General features: G+C 44.3%; 13 protein-coding genes. 1 reads left to right on the forward strand and 12 read right to left on the reverse strand.

The window, feature by feature from the left end; translation table 11 throughout:
• Positions 1-132: 132 nt before the first annotated feature.
• Entirely contained in the window at positions 133-1,800 is a 1,668-nt protein-coding gene (locus AC0J2X_RS15080) for a M28 family metallopeptidase (RefSeq protein WP_069943950.1), read from the reverse strand.
• A gap of 70 nt (positions 1,801-1,870) precedes the next feature.
• Between AC0J2X_RS15080 and AC0J2X_RS15085 the strand changes: the two genes are divergently transcribed.
• Positions 1,871-2,740 carry a DUF3025 domain-containing protein gene (locus AC0J2X_RS15085; protein WP_069943951.1) on the forward strand — a complete coding sequence of 290 codons (870 nt, stop codon included), beginning with the start codon at positions 1,871-1,873 and terminating at the stop codon, positions 2,738-2,740.
• A gap of 478 nt (positions 2,741-3,218) precedes the next feature.
• On the opposite strand, the gene AC0J2X_RS15090 is transcribed toward AC0J2X_RS15085, so the two are convergent.
• The 11 genes from AC0J2X_RS15090 to AC0J2X_RS15140 all read right to left on the reverse strand — a co-directional run bounded on the left by AC0J2X_RS15090 (position 3,219) and on the right by AC0J2X_RS15140 (position 16,950).
• Positions 3,219-3,923: a YIP1 family protein gene (locus AC0J2X_RS15090; protein ID WP_069943952.1), complete on the reverse strand. Its 705-nt coding sequence runs from the start codon at positions 3,921-3,923 to the stop codon at positions 3,219-3,221.
• A gap of 277 nt (positions 3,924-4,200) precedes the next feature.
• Positions 4,201-5,925, reverse strand: a complete 1,725-nt coding sequence (locus AC0J2X_RS15095) for an SLC13 family permease (RefSeq protein WP_069943953.1) — start codon at positions 5,923-5,925, stop codon at positions 4,201-4,203.
• Between the two features lie 16 nt (positions 5,926-5,941).
• Positions 5,942-7,357 (reverse strand): sulfate adenylyltransferase subunit CysN, encoded by a 1,416-nt coding sequence (cysN, locus tag AC0J2X_RS15100; RefSeq protein ID WP_014948795.1) that lies wholly within the window; start codon positions 7,355-7,357, stop codon positions 5,942-5,944.
• Between the two features lies 1 nt (position 7,358).
• Positions 7,359-8,150, reverse strand: coding sequence for a 3'(2'),5'-bisphosphate nucleotidase CysQ (cysQ, locus tag AC0J2X_RS15105; RefSeq protein WP_014975999.1), 792 nt, complete (start codon positions 8,148-8,150; stop codon positions 7,359-7,361).
• Positions 8,150-8,746: an adenylyl-sulfate kinase gene (gene cysC / locus AC0J2X_RS15110; protein ID WP_014948796.1), complete on the reverse strand. Its 597-nt coding sequence runs from the start codon at positions 8,744-8,746 to the stop codon at positions 8,150-8,152. Before cysC ends, cysQ begins: the two co-directional genes overlap by 1 nt.
• On the reverse strand, positions 8,746-9,660 hold the full coding sequence (cysD, locus tag AC0J2X_RS15115; RefSeq protein WP_014948797.1) for a sulfate adenylyltransferase subunit CysD: 915 nt from the start codon (positions 9,658-9,660) through the stop codon (positions 8,746-8,748). The genes cysC and cysD overlap by 1 nt, the downstream gene beginning before the upstream one ends.
• Before the next feature lie 265 nt (positions 9,661-9,925).
• Positions 9,926-11,431 (reverse strand): sodium/proline symporter PutP, encoded by a 1,506-nt coding sequence (putP, locus tag AC0J2X_RS15120; RefSeq protein ID WP_472996182.1) that lies wholly within the window; start codon positions 11,429-11,431, stop codon positions 9,926-9,928.
• A gap of 116 nt (positions 11,432-11,547) precedes the next feature.
• Positions 11,548-13,296, reverse strand: coding sequence for a GGDEF domain-containing protein (locus tag AC0J2X_RS15125; RefSeq protein ID WP_231515013.1), 1,749 nt, complete (start codon positions 13,294-13,296; stop codon positions 11,548-11,550).
• A 429-nt stretch (positions 13,297-13,725) separates the two neighbouring features.
• Positions 13,726-14,430 (reverse strand): DUF3379 family protein, encoded by a 705-nt coding sequence (locus AC0J2X_RS15130; RefSeq protein ID WP_014948800.1) that lies wholly within the window; start codon positions 14,428-14,430, stop codon positions 13,726-13,728.
• Positions 14,423-14,980, reverse strand: a complete 558-nt coding sequence (locus AC0J2X_RS15135) for a sigma-70 family RNA polymerase sigma factor (RefSeq protein ID WP_014976004.1) — start codon at positions 14,978-14,980, stop codon at positions 14,423-14,425. The genes AC0J2X_RS15130 and AC0J2X_RS15135 overlap by 8 nt, the downstream gene beginning before the upstream one ends.
• Positions 14,981-15,096: 116 nt before the next feature.
• A complete protein-coding gene (locus AC0J2X_RS15140; RefSeq protein WP_069943954.1) occupies positions 15,097-16,950 on the reverse strand; it encodes a DUF885 domain-containing protein in 1,854 nt (617 codons plus the stop codon).
• Positions 16,951-16,955 lie beyond the last annotated feature (5 nt).

Genomic DNA, 16,955 nt, shown 5'->3' on the forward strand with positions numbered 1-16,955 from the left:
TATAGAGGGAAGTGAGTTCAAATGTAGAGGGTAGTAAATTAATGCAGGTCAATAAAAAAGGGTTTCACGAAGAAACCCTTTATTAACGATAAAGAAGACGCGGCCTTCTTTGCGTTTTTACGTCAAAGTGTTTTAGTTTTGGCGCTGGAACTCGCTTGCTTCATTCCACTTCGGCCAAGCCTCTGCATTTGCAACACCTACACCCACATCAAACAGCATTTGTGTGTCTTGCACGATACCGCTTAAATCCCAATCGTCACGATACTGATCGCACACTTGATGATAACAGCCCGTAACAATGACATTCATACGTTTTCTGTATTTGGCTGTCTCTTCATCTGCTGGTTCATTTCCGCCTTCAGCGTACAGTGCTGGAACACCTTGCTTGGCAAAGCTGAAGTGATCTGAGCGGTAGTAGTACCCAGCTTCTGGTCTGTCTTCTTGAGTCAGTGTACGACCTTGCTTAGCCGCAGCGGCTTCAAGATAGTCTTCCATTTCTGACTTACCCATGCCTACAACGGCAACGTTTTTGGTCTTACCTAATACGTTCATTGCGTCCATGTTGATATTAGCAACCGTATTTTCAATCGGAATAACAGGATTGCTTGCATAATATTTACTGCCTAACAGCCCTTGCTCTTCAGCAGTTACTACTAAAAATGATACCGAGCGTTTTGGTGCAGGCGTCAACTCTGAGTATGCTTTGGCCATGGCTAGAATAGCCGCAGTGCCCGTGGCATTATCATGAGCGCCATTATAGATTTGGTCGCCTTCTTTGCTCTCATCTTTACCTAAATGATCCCAATGTGCCGTGTAGATAATATGCTCATCAGGAAACTCTGCGCCCGGCAGAGTCGCGATAACGTTGTTGCTCTCTGACTTTTTGAAGGTGTTGTTAACCGTAACCGATGCTTTGATATCCATTGCTTTGTTGTAAGGACCTTGCATGGCGTTTGCTTTCTCTTGGTCAAAGTCGAGCCCTGCATCAGCAAACACTTTTTTCGCCGCATCTAACGTTAACCAACCTTCAACAGCCACACGGCTTGCTCCTTTGTCGGCGCTTACAAGGCCGTACTGCGGACCACTCCAGCTGTTAGCAACAACTGACCAGCCGTAAGAGGCAGGGGCTGTTTCGTGAACAATAATGGCGCCAGCAGCACCCTGACGGCTCGCTTCTTCATATTTGTAGCTCCAACGACCGTAGTAGGTCATCGTTGTGCCTTGAAACTTACCACTTTCTGGATTTTCAAATCCCGGGTCATTAATTAGCATGACGACGGTTTTGCCTTCAACATCTAACCCTTCGTAGTCGTTCCAGTCGTACTCTGGTGCATTCACACCATAGCCAACGAAGACTAATTCTGAATCTTCAAGGGAAACTGAGCTCTGTTCTCGCTTAGAAGAGGCAACCATTTGCTCTTTATACGCGAAGTTATTGTCGCCAATAGTCATGGTCATATCTGGGTCAGCAGTAATTTCCATAAGGGCTACTTTTTGTAAAAAGCTATCCCCGTTACCCGGTTTAAGTCCCGCTTTGGTAAATTCACTAACCAAGTATTCAATGGTTTTCTTTTCGCCTTCAGTCGTCGGTAAACGGCCCTCAAACTCATCTGAAGACAGTACCTTTAATGGCTCGCGAATATCGGCGTCTGAAATATTGTTGTAAACACTGTCAAAGTTAGACGCCACAGGCATCTCTTTTTTCGCAGACTGATTTTGTGACGCGCTGTCGTTGTTAGGTGTGCAAGCACTTACGCCCAGAAGGGTAGGTACAAGCAATGGCAAAAACATTTTTTTCATTGTTAGTCTCTGTTTGCTCTACAATACTTGCTCAGTATAGAGAAAACCCCAGAGCGAACCAATAGTTGATATGCAATCAGACTCAATCCCTTTCTGTAAAGACTACTTAAAAAAACACGCAAGTTATCCTGTAACCATTCTTTTAGATGAACTCGGTTTAACGAGTCATAGTAAGTTTCCATCTCCTGATGTGCTTAATGAACTTACATCTAGATATCGCAAGCAATGGACGGGGCCTGTATTTAAAGGACAGAGTCAGTTTTCAGAAAATGAACAGCGTTACTATGAAACGATTATTAGTGAAGATGGGGTTGTCCCTACCAGAGAGCAAAGCTGGCACGATTTGTTTAATGCACTGATCTGGCTGCAATTTCCCAAAACAAAATCCTTATTAAATGAACTGCATATAAGCGATATCGAGGCGTACGGCGTAAACCCTCGCACCGCACGTCGCAATCGGATTACCCACTTTGATGAATGTGGCGTGGTGCTGGCGATAGAAGAGCCCAGACCAAGTGGCGTTGAATCGCTAGAAGTTTTCCTACAGCAACTGGCCACCCATGAATGGGAACAGGTATTTCTAGCAAATCGAGGGCGTTGGCATGCTGAAGTAACGCCCTATGTATTTGGGCATGCGAATTTAGAAATGATGCTGAACCCGTTTATTGGGCTTACTGGAAAGTGGCTCGCGGTTTCAGTGCCTCAAGGATTTAATGAGCTCGATAAATGGCAACAACGCGCCGTACTCGACGATGCAATGTCAGCCCGAATTTCAGCACTCGATGCTTTTCAGATCACACCACTCTTAAAGCCCCTTCCTTTGTTAGGCGTGCCTTTATGGCATTCACCGCAGGATGCGAAGTTTTATCAAAATAAAGATTATTTCAGGCCGTTACGACAAGGGTCTAAGCCAACGAAACAGCTGCCGCTGTGGGTGTAATACCAATCCGCATAGATCATTACCCACTCAGAAGGCGCTGGCAATTTTCCTAGCAAAGCGTGGGAATGCAGGAATGGCTGTTCCCTTTCAAATTCCCAGAACGAAGCTAGGAAGCTTGCCAGACCTTCCCGAAGGGCGAGTTTAAAATGTCCGTAGTCTTTGTTGTGTCACCTTGATGTAGAACCACTATACCTGCGGTAGCACGCCGCGATTACGAACATTTTAACTCTTGCTGAGTGGGTAATGATCTATGCGGATTGGTATAATGATACTTCTTGTGACGACAAAAGCGGCAATGATGCTATTCATGGGTAGTGAAAGAAATGAAAGGGGGCGTCTTTTTAAGGTGAGGCTGCGCGGCCAGTTTATAGAAACGCTGTACTAAAACACTGTAATCACAATCATTATATTCATAACTACTGTATTAATAGCACAGCGCACTTTTCGTATAGCGGGCGCGTTACATTCGCAAGGTTAATTAGAACAAGGCGAGGGCAATCAACCAGATGCCATAGATGACAATATAAGGTGCACTTGCAATTAATGCCGCTTTTTTAAGAGAAAAGGCGGTCCATTGAGTAATGCCTACGGTGGCTAAATAAATGCCCCAGAATAGCTCTACCCTTAACGCCTGGCCGAAAGCGTACCAAGGCGAGTCCATAGGGATATTCGCAATATACCCAAGGGACGCTGGCGATAAAATTGATGGCGCTACTTGATGGTCGCCTGCGAACAACAGCAAAGCAACACCCACTAAACCAGTAAGCACATAAGGCATTGAAAGCCACCAAGCGAAACCATACCAGTCAGTAAAGCCATACACATGGCTGTCGTCAGACCGGGTCATTAAATTCACGTACACGGCGTAAATGGCGTTTACGATAATAGGAACAAAAAAGGCACCTATAACCGATGACCAAAGCAAAGCATCCCTGGTGAAGAATGCCTTCATTTGCTCTTCTTCTGCCGGACTCATATCCCCTTGCGCGGCAATATTCATCTGAGCGAACCATTCAATGTCAACGAAGTTTACATACAAGTACTGGGAAACAAGTGAAATAGCCATGATCAAAATAAATGGCATCCAGCTCCAATTGTTGTTTTCACCTACTGCTTTAAATACGCCATTAGGCTTGAAGAAAATATCGTTACACGCTTGAAAGGGGTTCGTTACATTGTGCATCCCTTGCTCCTATTTCATTTTTCTTATTACTCTGGCTCTGGGTAAAGCCATGAGTCATTGTTAGCTTGCCAACAGGCAGGCAATAAATTGAGTTATAGATTACTGTTGGCTACAGGTGTTGTACAGCACAACATCTTGATATTTGTAAGAGAAAATGAATGTATTGAAAGGTTATAAATAAAAAAAGGGAAGCGTTCGCTTCCCTTTACGTAATACTGCTGATTGCTGCTCTATCTTTGGTGATTTTCTATGTCCTCTCAAAACGCGCCGCAAGACCTTACAAATAAGTAATATTAAGCAGTGTCAAAACTATGGTGCTATACAACAGCGAAATAGGCAGTCCAATTTTTATAAAATGCGAAAACTTATAATTCGCCGCATTATAAACAAGCAAGTTGGTTTGATAGCCGAATGGTGAAATAAAACTGGCACTTGCTGCAAATGCTACCGCTAATGCAAATGGCATTAGCGGTGCGCCAATGATTTGCACTAACCCGTAGGCAAACGGGAACATTAACGCTGCAGCAGCGTTGTTGGTAACGAACTCTGTTAAAACCAGTGTTAGCAAGTAGATGACTAACAATGCTATGAACCAGTCAGTACCCGACAACACCGGCATAAGTGCCTCGGAGGTTATATTAATAACCCCTGAATTTTCTAATGCGGTTGCCAGGCTTAGCGCGCCTACAATCACAACAATCAAATTCAATGGTAAATTTCGTTTCATTTCGCCGTTTGACGTTACCCTTACGCCAATTAGCACAGCGGCTAAAAACAGCAGACCAATAGCCAGTGAAATGACATTAGTTGCAGCCAATAACACCGTGGAAAGGAAGCCGCCAAGGGTAATCCACTCTTGCTTGTTGGTTAGTGGGCGGGCTATTTTTTGCTCTGACAAAATAAAAAAGTTTTTATTTAAATTTTGACGAGTCGCAAAGTCTGGGCCTGTAGCTAAAAGTAAGAAGTCACCTGCTTGAAGCTTAATTTCTCCTAACTTGCCTGACAGCTGCTCTCCATCGCGGCGAATGGCTACAACGGCCGCATCAAACAGGGCTCTAAAGCCAAGTTTTTTAATGGTTTGCCCAATAACTTGAGCGCGATTGGCAACAACTACCTCGGTTAAGCTCTCACGCAATACCCCATCGGTCTCAGCAAACATGCTTAGCCCCTTTATGTGGCTAAGATTATCAAGCTTTTGAACGTTGCCAGAGAAGATCAGTTTGTCGTTTTCCAGAATGACCAGGTCAGGCCCAACAGGAGATATCAGGTTGCCATTGCGCACCACTTCTACCAAAAAGAGTTCTGGTAAGTTACGTAAATGGTTTTGTTCTACGGTTTTGCCTATGAGTTCTGAACCAGACTCCACTTCGGCTTCAACCATATACTCGTGATAGTTATTACTCTTATTGCCAATATGAGGTAGCAAAGGCAGTAATAAAAACATGAGTAGACCACAGCTTAAACCCGCTACGGTGCCATAAAGTGTGAAGTCAAAAAAGTTAAAGCCTGGATGCCCGTGCTCTTGCAAAAAGCTGTCTACGATCAGGTTGGTAGACGTACCGATTAAGGTGACCGTACCGCCTAAAATAGCTGCGTACGAGAGCGGGATCAGTAATCGAGAGGCAGGATGATATTGGTTTTGCTTAATTGGACCAATAAGGCTTGCCACAATAGCAGTATTGTTCAAAAGCGCAGACGATAAAAAGGTCAGTGAAAACAAGCGCCAATAGGATTGAGTAAAGTTAGCACTTACTAGTTTCCTACCTAGGCGTTTTATTAACGCTGTTTTATCAATTGCACTGCTCACCAAAAGCAACAAAACAAGGGTAATAAGACCCTTGTTTGTTAAATTTAGCAAGATGTCATCAAGAGATAACTGCTGGGTAACCAGTAAAGCTAACACTGCACCAGAAAACACAGTGGAAGGGCGCTGATTGGTAAATATCAGCGCGCATATCGTACTGGCAAATACTGCCAGTACGATGAACTGGGTCACATCCATATTGCTCCAGTCCTGCTTAAAGTTTACTGATATCCACAGAGTTCCAATGCGGGAAGTGCTTGCGTACTAGTGCATTGAATTCAAGCTCGAACTCAGAGAAGTTTGGCGATGTATGCTGTGCGTCACCCGCAATTTCGTCAATGATCATACCAGCACCAACAGTGCCGTTGGTCAAGCGATCGATAACGATGAATGAACCGGTAGGGCGGTTGCGCTTATACGGGTCGCAGGCAACAGGTTGAGTAAACTTAACGTCTACTACACCAATCTCGTTAAGATTTAAGTGCATGGCATCCGTTTCTTCCAACGTGTTCACATCAATTTGATTATCGATATGAGCAACTACCCCTGGCGTTGATTTAGTCGCGAACTTAAACAAGTATTGCTTGTTTGGCATTAGCGGCTCTTCAGACATCCACACAAGGTGAGTTTTAAATTGCGTGTTAAGCAGTGGCAAGTTGTCTGATTTTACAATCATATCGCCACGAGAGATGTCAATTTCATCTTCTAGCGTTAACGTTACTGCTTGAGGTACATAAGCGCGCTCTTGGTCGCCTTCAAACGTAACGACTTGCTTCACCTTTGATTTCTTACCAGAAGGAAGTGCCGTTACTTCATCACCTGGTGCAACTTGGCCAGATACCACGGTACCCGCAAAGCCACGGAAATCTAGGTTAGGGCGGTTAACGTATTGTACAGGGAAGCGAAAATCTTCTAAGTTGTCGTCTTCACCAATTTCAATGTTTTCCAACATTTCCATAAGTGGCGTGCCGTCAAACCATGGTGTCTTTTCGCTCTTGCCTACTACGTTGTCGCCTTCAAGTGCTGAAATAGGTACGAACTGAATGTCAGGAATATCAAGCTGCTCAGCAAACTTCAGGTAGTCTTCCTGAATTTGCTTGTACACTTCTTCTGAATAGTCCATCAAGTCCATTTTGTTGATAGCAACAATAACGTGTTTTATACCTAGAAGAGAAACCAGGAACGAGTGACGTTTCGTTTGTACCTTAACGCCGCCGCGAGCATCAACAAGAATAATAGCAAGGTCGCACGTTGACGCACCGGTTACCATGTTACGGGTGTACTGCTCGTGCCCAGGAGTATCTGCGATAATAAACTTACGCTTGTCAGTAGAGAAGTAGCGGTATGCTACGTCGATAGTAATCCCTTGCTCACGCTCAGACTGAAGACCGTCTACAAGAAGGGCAAGGTCAACTTTCTCGCCGGTAGTGCCCACTTTTTTACTGTCTTTAGTGATAGCTGCAAGTTGGTCTTCATAAATCATTTTAGAATCGTGAAGCAAGCGACCAATTAGGGTACTTTTACCGTCGTCTACGCTACCGCAGGTAAGGAAACGTAGCATGTCTTTCTTTTCGTGTTGTTCTAGGTAAGACAGAATGTCCTGTCTTAGTAATTCGTTTTCATTGTTCATGTTATGCGCTCACAAGGAAAAAGGGGTTTAACACAGACTCTTTTTGGTTGTACGTAAGAGCGTCAGCGTTGTCATCTAATGGGTTTTCAGGGTCAAGTACGGTTACGTTTGCGCCTGCTGCTAGTGCGACTGCGTGCGCTGCACCTGTATCCCATTCAGATGTTGGGCCTAATCGAGGGTAAAGATGTGCTTCGCCCTCAGCCACCAAGCAAAGCTTCAGTGAGCTACCCATCGCCACAAGCTCGGTTTCACCTTTAAGCTGTGCCAATAAATTCTGAATTTCTGGGCTTTGGTGAGAACGACTACCTACCACTTTCCACACTTCGGCACCATCGTGCTTGCGCGCAGAAATAGCGGTAAATTCGCCATTTACTTCAGTCCACGCACCTTCACCAACAATACCTACATAGCTTTTGTTTAGTGCTGGCGCGTAAACCACACCCATGGTCGGTTTACCGTTTTCGATAAGTGCAATATTTACCGTAAACTCACCGTTTTTCTTAATAAACTCTTTAGTGCCGTCTAGCGGGTCTACCAGCCAGTAAGACGACCACGTTTTGCGCTCTTCCCATGAAATATCTGCTGACTCTTCAGAAAGAATCGGCAGGTCAGATTCAGCTTCAAGGGCGTTAACGATTACGTTATGTGCGGCAAGGTCAGCTTCTGTTAGCGGGCTGGTATCCTGCTTTTCATAAATGGCGAAGTCTTTCTCGTAAATGGCCATTATCTTATCGCCGGCTTCTTTGGCGATAGCTAGCACTTTCTGTGCAAGACTATTTAAAGGCTGTGTCATTACACCAATCCCTTTTCTTGAAGCAAAGCATACAATCGCTCAGCGGTTTGCTCTGCTGGTTCATCCTGATAGGTTAAGTGTACTTCTGGCGCTTCAGGTGCTTCATAGGCTGAATCAATACCTGTGAAGTCCTTAATTTCACCGCTACGCGCTTTCTTGTATAGCCCTTTCGGGTCGCGTTTTTCACACACTTCAAGAGGTGTATCGATAAACACTTCTACAAACTCTCCGTCTTCCATTAAGCTGCGGCAATAATCGCGGTCGGCTTTGAAAGGCGAGATAAAAGCGGTAAGCACAATGGTACCGGCATCGACAAAAAGTTTAGCGACTTCGCTAATGCGGCGAATGTTTTCAACGCGATCTTTATCGCTGAAACCTAAATCGCCACACAGACCGTGGCGCACGTTGTCGCCGTCAAGCAGATAGGTGTGCTTGTTCTGCTCGTGAAGCTTTTTCTCAAGCAGGTTGGCTAATGTCGATTTACCAGAGCCGCTTAAACCCGTTAGCCAGAATACACGAGGCGTTTGACCAAGCTTTTCAGAGCGGGTGGTCTTGTTTACTTCGTGTTTATGCCAAACAACGTTGTCGGTGGCCATTAGAAGTACCCTTCCATTTTCTTCTTCTCCATAGAGCCTGCGCTGTCATGGTCGATAACTCGGCCCTGACGTTCAGACGTCTTGGTAAGCAGCATTTCTTGGATAACTTCAGGTAGGGTAGCTGCTTCTGATTCTACCGCACCGGTCAGTGGGTAACAGCCAAGAGTACGGAAACGCACAGAGCGCATCTCTGGTACTTCACCTTCTTCTAGCGGCATACGGTCGTCGTCAACCATAATAAGAACGCCGTCGCGCTCAACGACAGGGCGAGGCTTAGAAAGGTAAAGTTGCGGAATATCGATGTTTTCTAGGTAGATGTATTGCCAGATATCTAGCTCAGTCCAGTTAGACATTGGGAATACACGAATGCTTTCGCCTTTATTAACCTGAGAGTTATAAATATTCCAAAGCTCTGGACGCTGGTTTTTTGGGTCCCAGCGGTGGTTGCTGTCGCGGAATGAGTAAACACGTTCTTTGGCACGTGATTTTTCCTCGTCGCGTCGAGCGCCACCAAATGCAGCATCGAACTTATATTTGTTCAGTGCTTGCTTAAGTGCTTGGGTTTTCATGATGTCAGTATGTTTTGCTGAACCGTGGCTAAATGGGCCAACGCCAGCTTCAACACCTTCTTCATTGATGTGAACAAGCAAATCAAAACCGTGTTTCTTAGCTTGTTCGTCACGGAACTTAATCATTTCACCAAACTTCCACGTGGTATCTACGTGTAATAATGGGAAAGGAATTTTGCCGGGCGCGAACGCTTTACGGGCAAGGTGAAGCAGTACAGAAGAGTCTTTTCCTACAGAGTAAAGCATAACTGGGTTTTCAAACTCAGCAGCAACCTCACGGAAAATCTGGATACTCTCGGCTTCGAGTTGTTTCAAATGCGTTACAGACGGGATACTAGCAGTCATTTTGAAGTCCGAATTTTATGTTATATACAAAAAAGTTATATATGGGTTATTTTTCTGCATAGAACGATAACATATTTAATTTCAAAAGTAGTATGCGATTTTGCTATTTAAAATAGCTATCTTATTCCAATAAATAAAACTGTCATGCAATTGAAGCATAAGCCACTTTTTTCAAGGCCTATAAAAAGAAAAAAGCCCTGTTTAGTAACATAAACAGGGCTTGTTATTCACTTTCGTTGCGAATGACTTATTTCGTATCGTTCGCTTACCTTTCAGTCAATTTGGTCTGGAAAGCGTCGAACGTATCAACCACACCTTCTCTTGGCGAGCCAGATTTACTTAAAATCATGATGGTTAAGCTAGATAAAATAAACCCAGGGACAATTTCGTACATCCAGTCACCAAGCTTTTGGCCGCCGATTTCAATAGGAAGATAAATCCACAGTAACACCGTCACTGCACCAACGATCATACCACCTAATGCAGCACGGCGAGTCATTTCACGCTTAAACAGGCTAAATAGTACAAGCGGTCCGAAGGCTGCACCAAAGCCAGCCCAAGCATTACTTACAAGCGTTAAAATGGTGCTGTCTCTATCATAAGCTAGATAGATTGCTACGAGCGCGACAACTACTACGCTGGCTCGACCAGCAATAACGAGCTCGCCATCTGACGCATCACGTCTTAGGAAGGCTTGATAAAAGTCACTGGTTAGTGAACTTGAGGTTACCAACAGCTGAGAAGAAATAGTACTCATGATCGCCGCTAAAATCGCAGCGAGCAGGAAGCCACCGATGAGCGGGTGGAATAGAATTTGAGATAAGTAGATGAAGACGGTTTCTGGATCGATTTCGTTTCCGTTACCTGTTACATAGGCAAGGCCGAAAAGCCCCGTCATTAACGCACCAATAATCGACACAATCATCCAACTCATACCGATATTGCGCGCAGTTGGTATATCTTTAACAGAACGTATCGCCATAAAACGCACAATGATATGAGGCTGACCAAAATAACCTAGGCCCCATGACATCAGTGAAACAATGCCTATTACGCTTAGTGCTTCATTGGTAGACGCATCCATAAATGCATCGAAAAGCGCCGGATTAATGGTATCTAAGGCGTCAATTGACGCGCCGATTCCACCCAACTCGCTAATAACAACGGCAGGTACCATAATGAGAGATACAAACATGATGCACCCCTGAACGAAGTCGGTCATGCTTACTGCCATGAAACCGCCTACGAGGGTATAAGCTACGACGACACCCGCGGTGACGTATAAGCCGGTCTCATAAGTTAATCCAAATGATGTCTCAAAGAGCTTTCCGCCAGCTACCACACCAGAAGAGGTGTAAAGCGTAAAGAAGACAACGATAACCACAGAGGCTATAACGCGCAATAAACGCGTGTTGTCAGCGAAGCGATTTTCAAAATAGTCGGGGAGGGTAATGGAGTTGTTGGCTACTTCAGTGTAAACGCGAAGGCGTGGAGCAACTAACATATAATTTGCCAGAGCACCGAGTGTCAAACCAACGGCAATCCAGCCAGCAGATAAGCCTGATACATACATTGCACCGGGTAAGCCCATGAGCATCCATCCGCTCATATCCGATGCACCTGCTGAAAGCGCGGTTACCGCGGGGCCTAGTTGGCGGCCGCCAAGCATATAGCCTTCTACGTTGGTGTCTGTCTGCCGATAAGCGAAAAGGCCTATCCCTAACATTACAACAAAATACAAACCCAACGAGATTATCGTGCCAGTAGCCATATAAATTCCCTATGTTTTTTCTTTCATGCTAACACCTATGACATAGAGTCTCTATGTCAGTCAGCGACCTTGCATGTTTTCTATACGGTAATTCGTAAATAAAGTTTGGCGAAAGGTTAAATTGGAAAAGATGCAACGCGCGCTCGACCTTCTCTTTTGGCTCTGTAGAGAAGCTCATCGCACATCTTGATAATGGTGTCTAGGTTGGTTTCTCCGTTGACGTCTAACAGACCCGAAGAAAAACTCACGGAAAACATTTCTTTTGTATTGCTCCAGTGTTTCTGGCGAGAAAGCGCGAAATTCAGCTCGTCCAGAATTCGCTTAGCAGACCTTTGGTCGGAGTCGGAAAAGTAAATCAAAAACTCTTCGCCGCCATATCGGCAGAGCTTGTCTGACTTACGAATTCGGTTTTTGATAATCTGCGTAAAGGTAGTCAACACTTCATCACCGACAACGTGGCCGTATTTGTCATTAATCTTTTTAAAGTTGTCGACATCAAGTAGAGCAATACAGGACGCTTTATTGCCTTTCAGTGCTTTTTTCAAACTGTTTAGCATGGCTCGTCGCGTGAGAGCACCGGTAAGTGAGTCACGCTCTGCTAGCAAGTCGCTCTGTCGTTTTGAAATCCATAGCCAAAGTGCAAGAATGATGAGAATTGTGATAATCAACGCAAAAATGGTGGTTTTCATTGCTTCTTTGTCGGTAGAAAGGCCATCTTTTTCACTTCTGAGCACAGTGAGTTCTTTTTGTCGATATCGCGCTAACTCGATATCTTTCGCAATGCCGTCGGTAAACGAAGAATTTGATAACTTGAATTGCTCAGTGTTTTTTTCAACAAGAAGCCTATTGTAGGTTTTCGAATGCTCATATGCTTTTTCGTAGTCACCCGAAGCATCGTAAAGCCTAGAAAGCTCCCGCTCTAACCTAAGCTTGATTTTTTCTTTAAAACCCGAATTTGGAATAGTAGCCAGAACGATATTGCGGTAACGCTGAAGGGAGTCTTGAAATTTAGCATCATCGTTCAATACCGCTGCGTAAAGTGCATCTGCGTAAGCTGAAAGCTCCTCAGTTCTTTGTTTTACCTCTGTGGTATCAAGCTGCCTGATTTGCGTCATGACTTCTTGCGCTAGCAGTTCATATCCTTCGCTTTTTTGAAACACTACTACACGAAGTCTTTGGACATACGTCAACAACTTTTCGTGCACTGACGTTACTGTGGACAAATGCTCTATTGCGTCGTTTGACATAGCCAATGCTTCTTCAAACTTATTTTGAATTAACAATGAATCGATGGCCGAGAAGTAGGCCCAAGTCTTTACCATGGTGTTGTTATCTTGCGTTTTACTTTCAATGATCTCTTTTGAGTGGAAAAATGCTCTGCTTGGAACGAAGAGTTCCAGGTAAGCACCTCTCAGCCAATCATGTGCAATTACGTTTGATAACGCATTTTCTAAGCTTTTGTCTGATGAGTATCGAGGAAGGTGCGGTAACGCATATTCGATTTCATTAATTGCTTGTATTGGGTTCGCAAGGGTGAGTTCCATCGCTAACCATATGCTAGCTATAGCAGTGGCTCGTCGACTCCCAGTTTCTAGCGCTTCTCGCTGTAAACGGCGCAGTTCAGGAACAGAAAAATTTACCCTATGGTCAGAGCCTTTAAAATCATTTACCGCTCTAGCATAAATGTAATATGCCTTCGCAGCAGCGAAAAGCTCAGGCTTAATTGTCTTAAGCTCTTGCCAATGCTTATCTAATAGAGGCTCTTTAACGAAAAGTGGGATTCTCGGCGAGTCAGCATCATTCGCAGTATAAGTGGCCAACAAGTGTCTAAATATCACGCCTTCACTTTGCGTGTCATTCTGCAAACCGGCGCTCGTTAACATAGCAATGATATTCTCATTGCTCACCTCGCTAGGTGTATTCCAATGATAAATTGCCGTTGCAGCTATATGACTATAATTATCAAGTTTTTTTAGTCTAAGTGCGTTGGGAATATCTATACTTTGAGCAAAGACAGTGAAACAAGCTATTGCAGGAATCAAAAGGCAAATCATTAGCCTTGTAAAACGAAACCAAGCGCTCATTGTGATGGAGACCTCTTTACTGCGGGTAATTGAATGAAGTGATTAACTGAAATTAAAACGGACGTTTTAACCTTTAAGTCGGAGTATAAGTTTTATTGAACAGGGTTTCATCTTAATTTTGGGCAAAAAAATCGGCCCATAGGGGGCCGACGAAGGGAAGTGCTAAAGATACGCACTTTTTTGGAACGCTTTACAGTTACATAACGTGTGTTAAGCAGAGAATTGAATCCTTTCTGACACCGCCTTTTTCATATCGCTTAAATCAGCATCTTTATCGCCAACAATCATTACATTGGCGTGTTTCATTTTAATGCTCTCTCCGTGGTACTGACCATCGGCAAACTCGCTTGGAACGGAGACATCTCCACGTTCAGGTACTACGAATACCGACATCTTGCCTTGCGGCGTATTCACAATCAGATGAAGGCTTCTAACTGTGCTCAAATGGCAATAGTTTGCGACCTCTACACCGTCGAGCATTTCGCTAAAGCTGCCACCAAAGCTTGCTAGCTTTGCGTTAACCATGTTCAAATCAACAGGAAGCAACGAATGAGCGTGTTCCATTTCTGCGTACTGCATATGGGCAAGTGCTTGTCCGCCAATACTAAGCGGTTGGTGGTACCACATGGTAAGTCCGATACCTACAGTGAAAGCAACCGATGCAGCCATGGCTAAATACCAGCGACTTCTGCGTTTATAACGGGTGAATTCGTCTGCAGACTGCTGCCATATTAGCTTGCTTGCGAGATCCTCTGGTACATCGACTTTCAATGCTTGCTTTAATTGCTTATCTAACTGCTTTTGTTCATTCCAGAAACTGCGTTTACTTTCATCCGCTTTTGCCGCTTCTACAACATCACTGTCAGTCGTTTCTGGATCGGCGTAGATACGACGCCTAAATTCTAACTCATCCATTTACACGACCTCTCTGTTCATTTTGCTTCTCTAATGCCTCTTTTAGCTGATTCCTCGCTCTGAAAAGGCGAGTCATTACCGTGTTTTTGTTAAGCCCTAACTGGTTGGCGATCTCTTCGCCACTAAAACCGAAAATCAACTGGAGTATTAAGGGTTCACGATACTCCACACTCAATCCACCTAATAGTCGCTGAAGCTCTCTATCTTTCAAGTCCCCATCAGCATGCTGTGTGTCATCTTGAATATGGCAATCATCAATATCTACTGTGTCGAACTGTTTGCGTTCAAACCGACGGGCGTTTTCGCGGCGAAGAATGGTAATTAACCATGACTTTGCTGCTTTTTCATCATTTAGGGCGTCTAATGAGCGCCAAGCACGTAAAAAGGTTTCCTGAACAACATCTTCAGCAATGCTCTGGTCTTTGATAAGCCAAAATGCATAGCGGTAGATGTCGGCGTGAAATGCCTTTACTAATGCTTCATATCTTTGGTGTTTTGCTTTCATACCCGATAAGACCTGAGCACTATCGGATTTATTTCGCCCAAACATAAAAAAATCCAAAAACTTAATTTTTTCTCACTATGGCATAAAAAACGCGCCATTTCGTTAGCCGAAAGGCGCGTTTTCATTTTATTTCCAGTGATCAGAGCACCTAGTTCGAAAAACTAGGTACGTTTTTGGGAAGTAATCCAAGCATTAATGTTTTCTTCTAAAATAGAAAGTGGGACTGGACCGTACTTCAATACCTCGTCATGGAAGCCTTTCCAATCAAACTTGTCACCAAGTTCAGCTTGGGCATGCTCTCTAAGTTCCATAATTTTCAGTTTACCAATCATATAGGCCGTAGCCTGACCTGGCATAGCAATGTAGCGCTCAATGGCTTTTTGCGCGTCGTATTTAGGGTTTGGCGTATTTTCAACAAGGTAATCTACGGCTTCTTCACGCGTCCATTTTTTCGCATGAATACCCGTATCAACCACAAGTCTGCAAGCGCGCCAAAGTTCCATGGCTAGACGACCGAAATCAGAATAAGGGTCTTTATAAAAGCCCATATCTTTTGCAAGTTCTTCGGTATATAGGCCCCAACCTTCTGTGTATGCGGTAAAGCTCAAGAATTTCTGGAATTGAGGTACACCTTCTAGCTCTTGTGCAATAGCGCGCTGCATGTGGTGACCTGGGATGCCTTCGTGATACGCCAGCGCCTCTAACTGATAAGTAGGCATTGCTTTCATGTCATAAAGGTTTGCGTAATAAATACCTGGGCGGCTGCCATCTTGCGCCGGGCTTTGATAAAACGCCTTGCCCGCAGACTGTTCGCGGAATGCTTCAACCCGTTTAACAATCATGGGCGCCTCTGGAAGAATACCGAAGTATTCAGGGATAGCTTCTCGCATGTCGTCTATGGCTGTTTTCGCCATATCAAGGTATTGCTGTCTACCTTCATCTGTTGAAGGTAGATAGAATTGCTCGTTTTCACGCATGAAAACGAAAAACTCTTGAAGGGTGCCTTCAAATTTCACTTGTTTCATAATGTCGCGCATTGCATCGTGTATGCGCTCTACATTGTCTAAGCCAATTTGATGGACTTCTTCAGCGGTTAGGTCTGTAGTGGTAAACCAGTTTAGACGATTCTGATACCATTGATCACCATTGGGTAAGCGCCACACACCATCGCCTTCAGGCGTGATTTCCCTTTGATGAGCGAGTTCTTCGATAAACTTCTCGTATGACGGCATGACTGAAGTTACCAAAGCGGCTTTCGCTTCACCTAATAACGTCGTTTTTTCCGCCTCTGTAATATCCAGGCTATTTACTTTATTTTGAAAATCTTCCCAGATAGTTGAAGGTATTTCGCTAGAATCAAACGGTGCGCCGGTAATCACGTTTTTTGACGCATCAATCATTTGATCGTAGGCCCATGCAGGGGGGAATACGCCGGCTTTTTCGCGAACTTTCATTTGTTCGATAACTTGATCAAAGTACGTACGTACATTGTCTAGTCGTCCAATGTATGCCTTAGCGTCCTCTTTACTCTTTACGCTGTGAATGTTGATAAGGAAGCTAGGCACCTGTGTATGTGCGGCGCGGAACTGATGTACAATGTAACGGTGATGTCGAAATTCGTCGTTAGCTAAATCGCGCTCAATACCTAGTTTGTACAGGCGCAAGCTTAGCTGTTCCTGTTCACTTAACTGACTGGTGTCAAAACTATTAAGCTTTTCTAGTCGGTTTTTGGCGATGGCAATGCGAGCATCAGCTTCTTCGTCACTGATGTCATCCCATTTGTCATAGTCCCATTTTTTACCCAAGTAACTTTGAAATAATGGCGAACGCTTAAGATCTTCTTCAAAAGTACGTTCGAAGAACGCATTAAGGCGCTCTGATTCAGACTGCCCGGCTGGCTGTTCTGTTTTAATAGGTTCTGGCGCTGTTTTAGCGGTTTCACTTGCAGGAGAGCAAGCCGTAAGCGTGGTAATGGCCAACGCAATTGGCGTTAGCTTTACTAGTGTTTTCTTCATTATAT

It is taken from the genome of Alteromonas sp. R7, assembly GCF_055755235.1.

Excerpts from the sequence above, each read along its gene's own strand:
- cysN (WP_014948795.1), bottom strand. The coding sequence starts at position 7,357 with ATGAACAATGAAAACGAATTACTAAGACAGGACATTCTGTCTTACCTA.
- AC0J2X_RS15080 (WP_069943950.1), bottom strand. The coding sequence starts at position 1,800 with ATGAAAAAAATGTTTTTGCCATTGCTTGTACCTACCCTTCTGGGCGTA.
- AC0J2X_RS15140 (WP_069943954.1), bottom strand. The coding sequence starts at position 16,950 with ATGAAGAAAACACTAGTAAAGCTAACGCCAATTGCGTTGGCCATTACC.
- cysQ (WP_014975999.1), bottom strand. The coding sequence starts at position 8,150 with ATGACACAGCCTTTAAATAGTCTTGCACAGAAAGTGCTAGCTATCGCC.
- cysD (WP_014948797.1), bottom strand. The coding sequence starts at position 9,660 with ATGACTGCTAGTATCCCGTCTGTAACGCATTTGAAACAACTCGAAGCC.
- AC0J2X_RS15090 (WP_069943952.1), bottom strand. The coding sequence starts at position 3,923 with ATGCACAATGTAACGAACCCCTTTCAAGCGTGTAACGATATTTTCTTC.
- AC0J2X_RS15085 (WP_069943951.1), top strand. The coding sequence starts at position 1,871 with ATGCAATCAGACTCAATCCCTTTCTGTAAAGACTACTTAAAAAAACAC.
- AC0J2X_RS15135 (WP_014976004.1), bottom strand. The coding sequence starts at position 14,980 with ATGTTTGGGCGAAATAAATCCGATAGTGCTCAGGTCTTATCGGGTATG.
- putP (WP_472996182.1), bottom strand. The coding sequence starts at position 11,431 with ATGGCTACTGGCACGATAATCTCGTTGGGTTTGTATTTTGTTGTAATG.
- cysC (WP_014948796.1), bottom strand. The coding sequence starts at position 8,746 with ATGGCCACCGACAACGTTGTTTGGCATAAACACGAAGTAAACAAGACC.
- AC0J2X_RS15095 (WP_069943953.1), bottom strand. The coding sequence starts at position 5,925 with ATGGATGTGACCCAGTTCATCGTACTGGCAGTATTTGCCAGTACGATA.
- AC0J2X_RS15130 (WP_014948800.1), bottom strand. The coding sequence starts at position 14,430 with ATGGATGAGTTAGAATTTAGGCGTCGTATCTACGCCGATCCAGAAACG.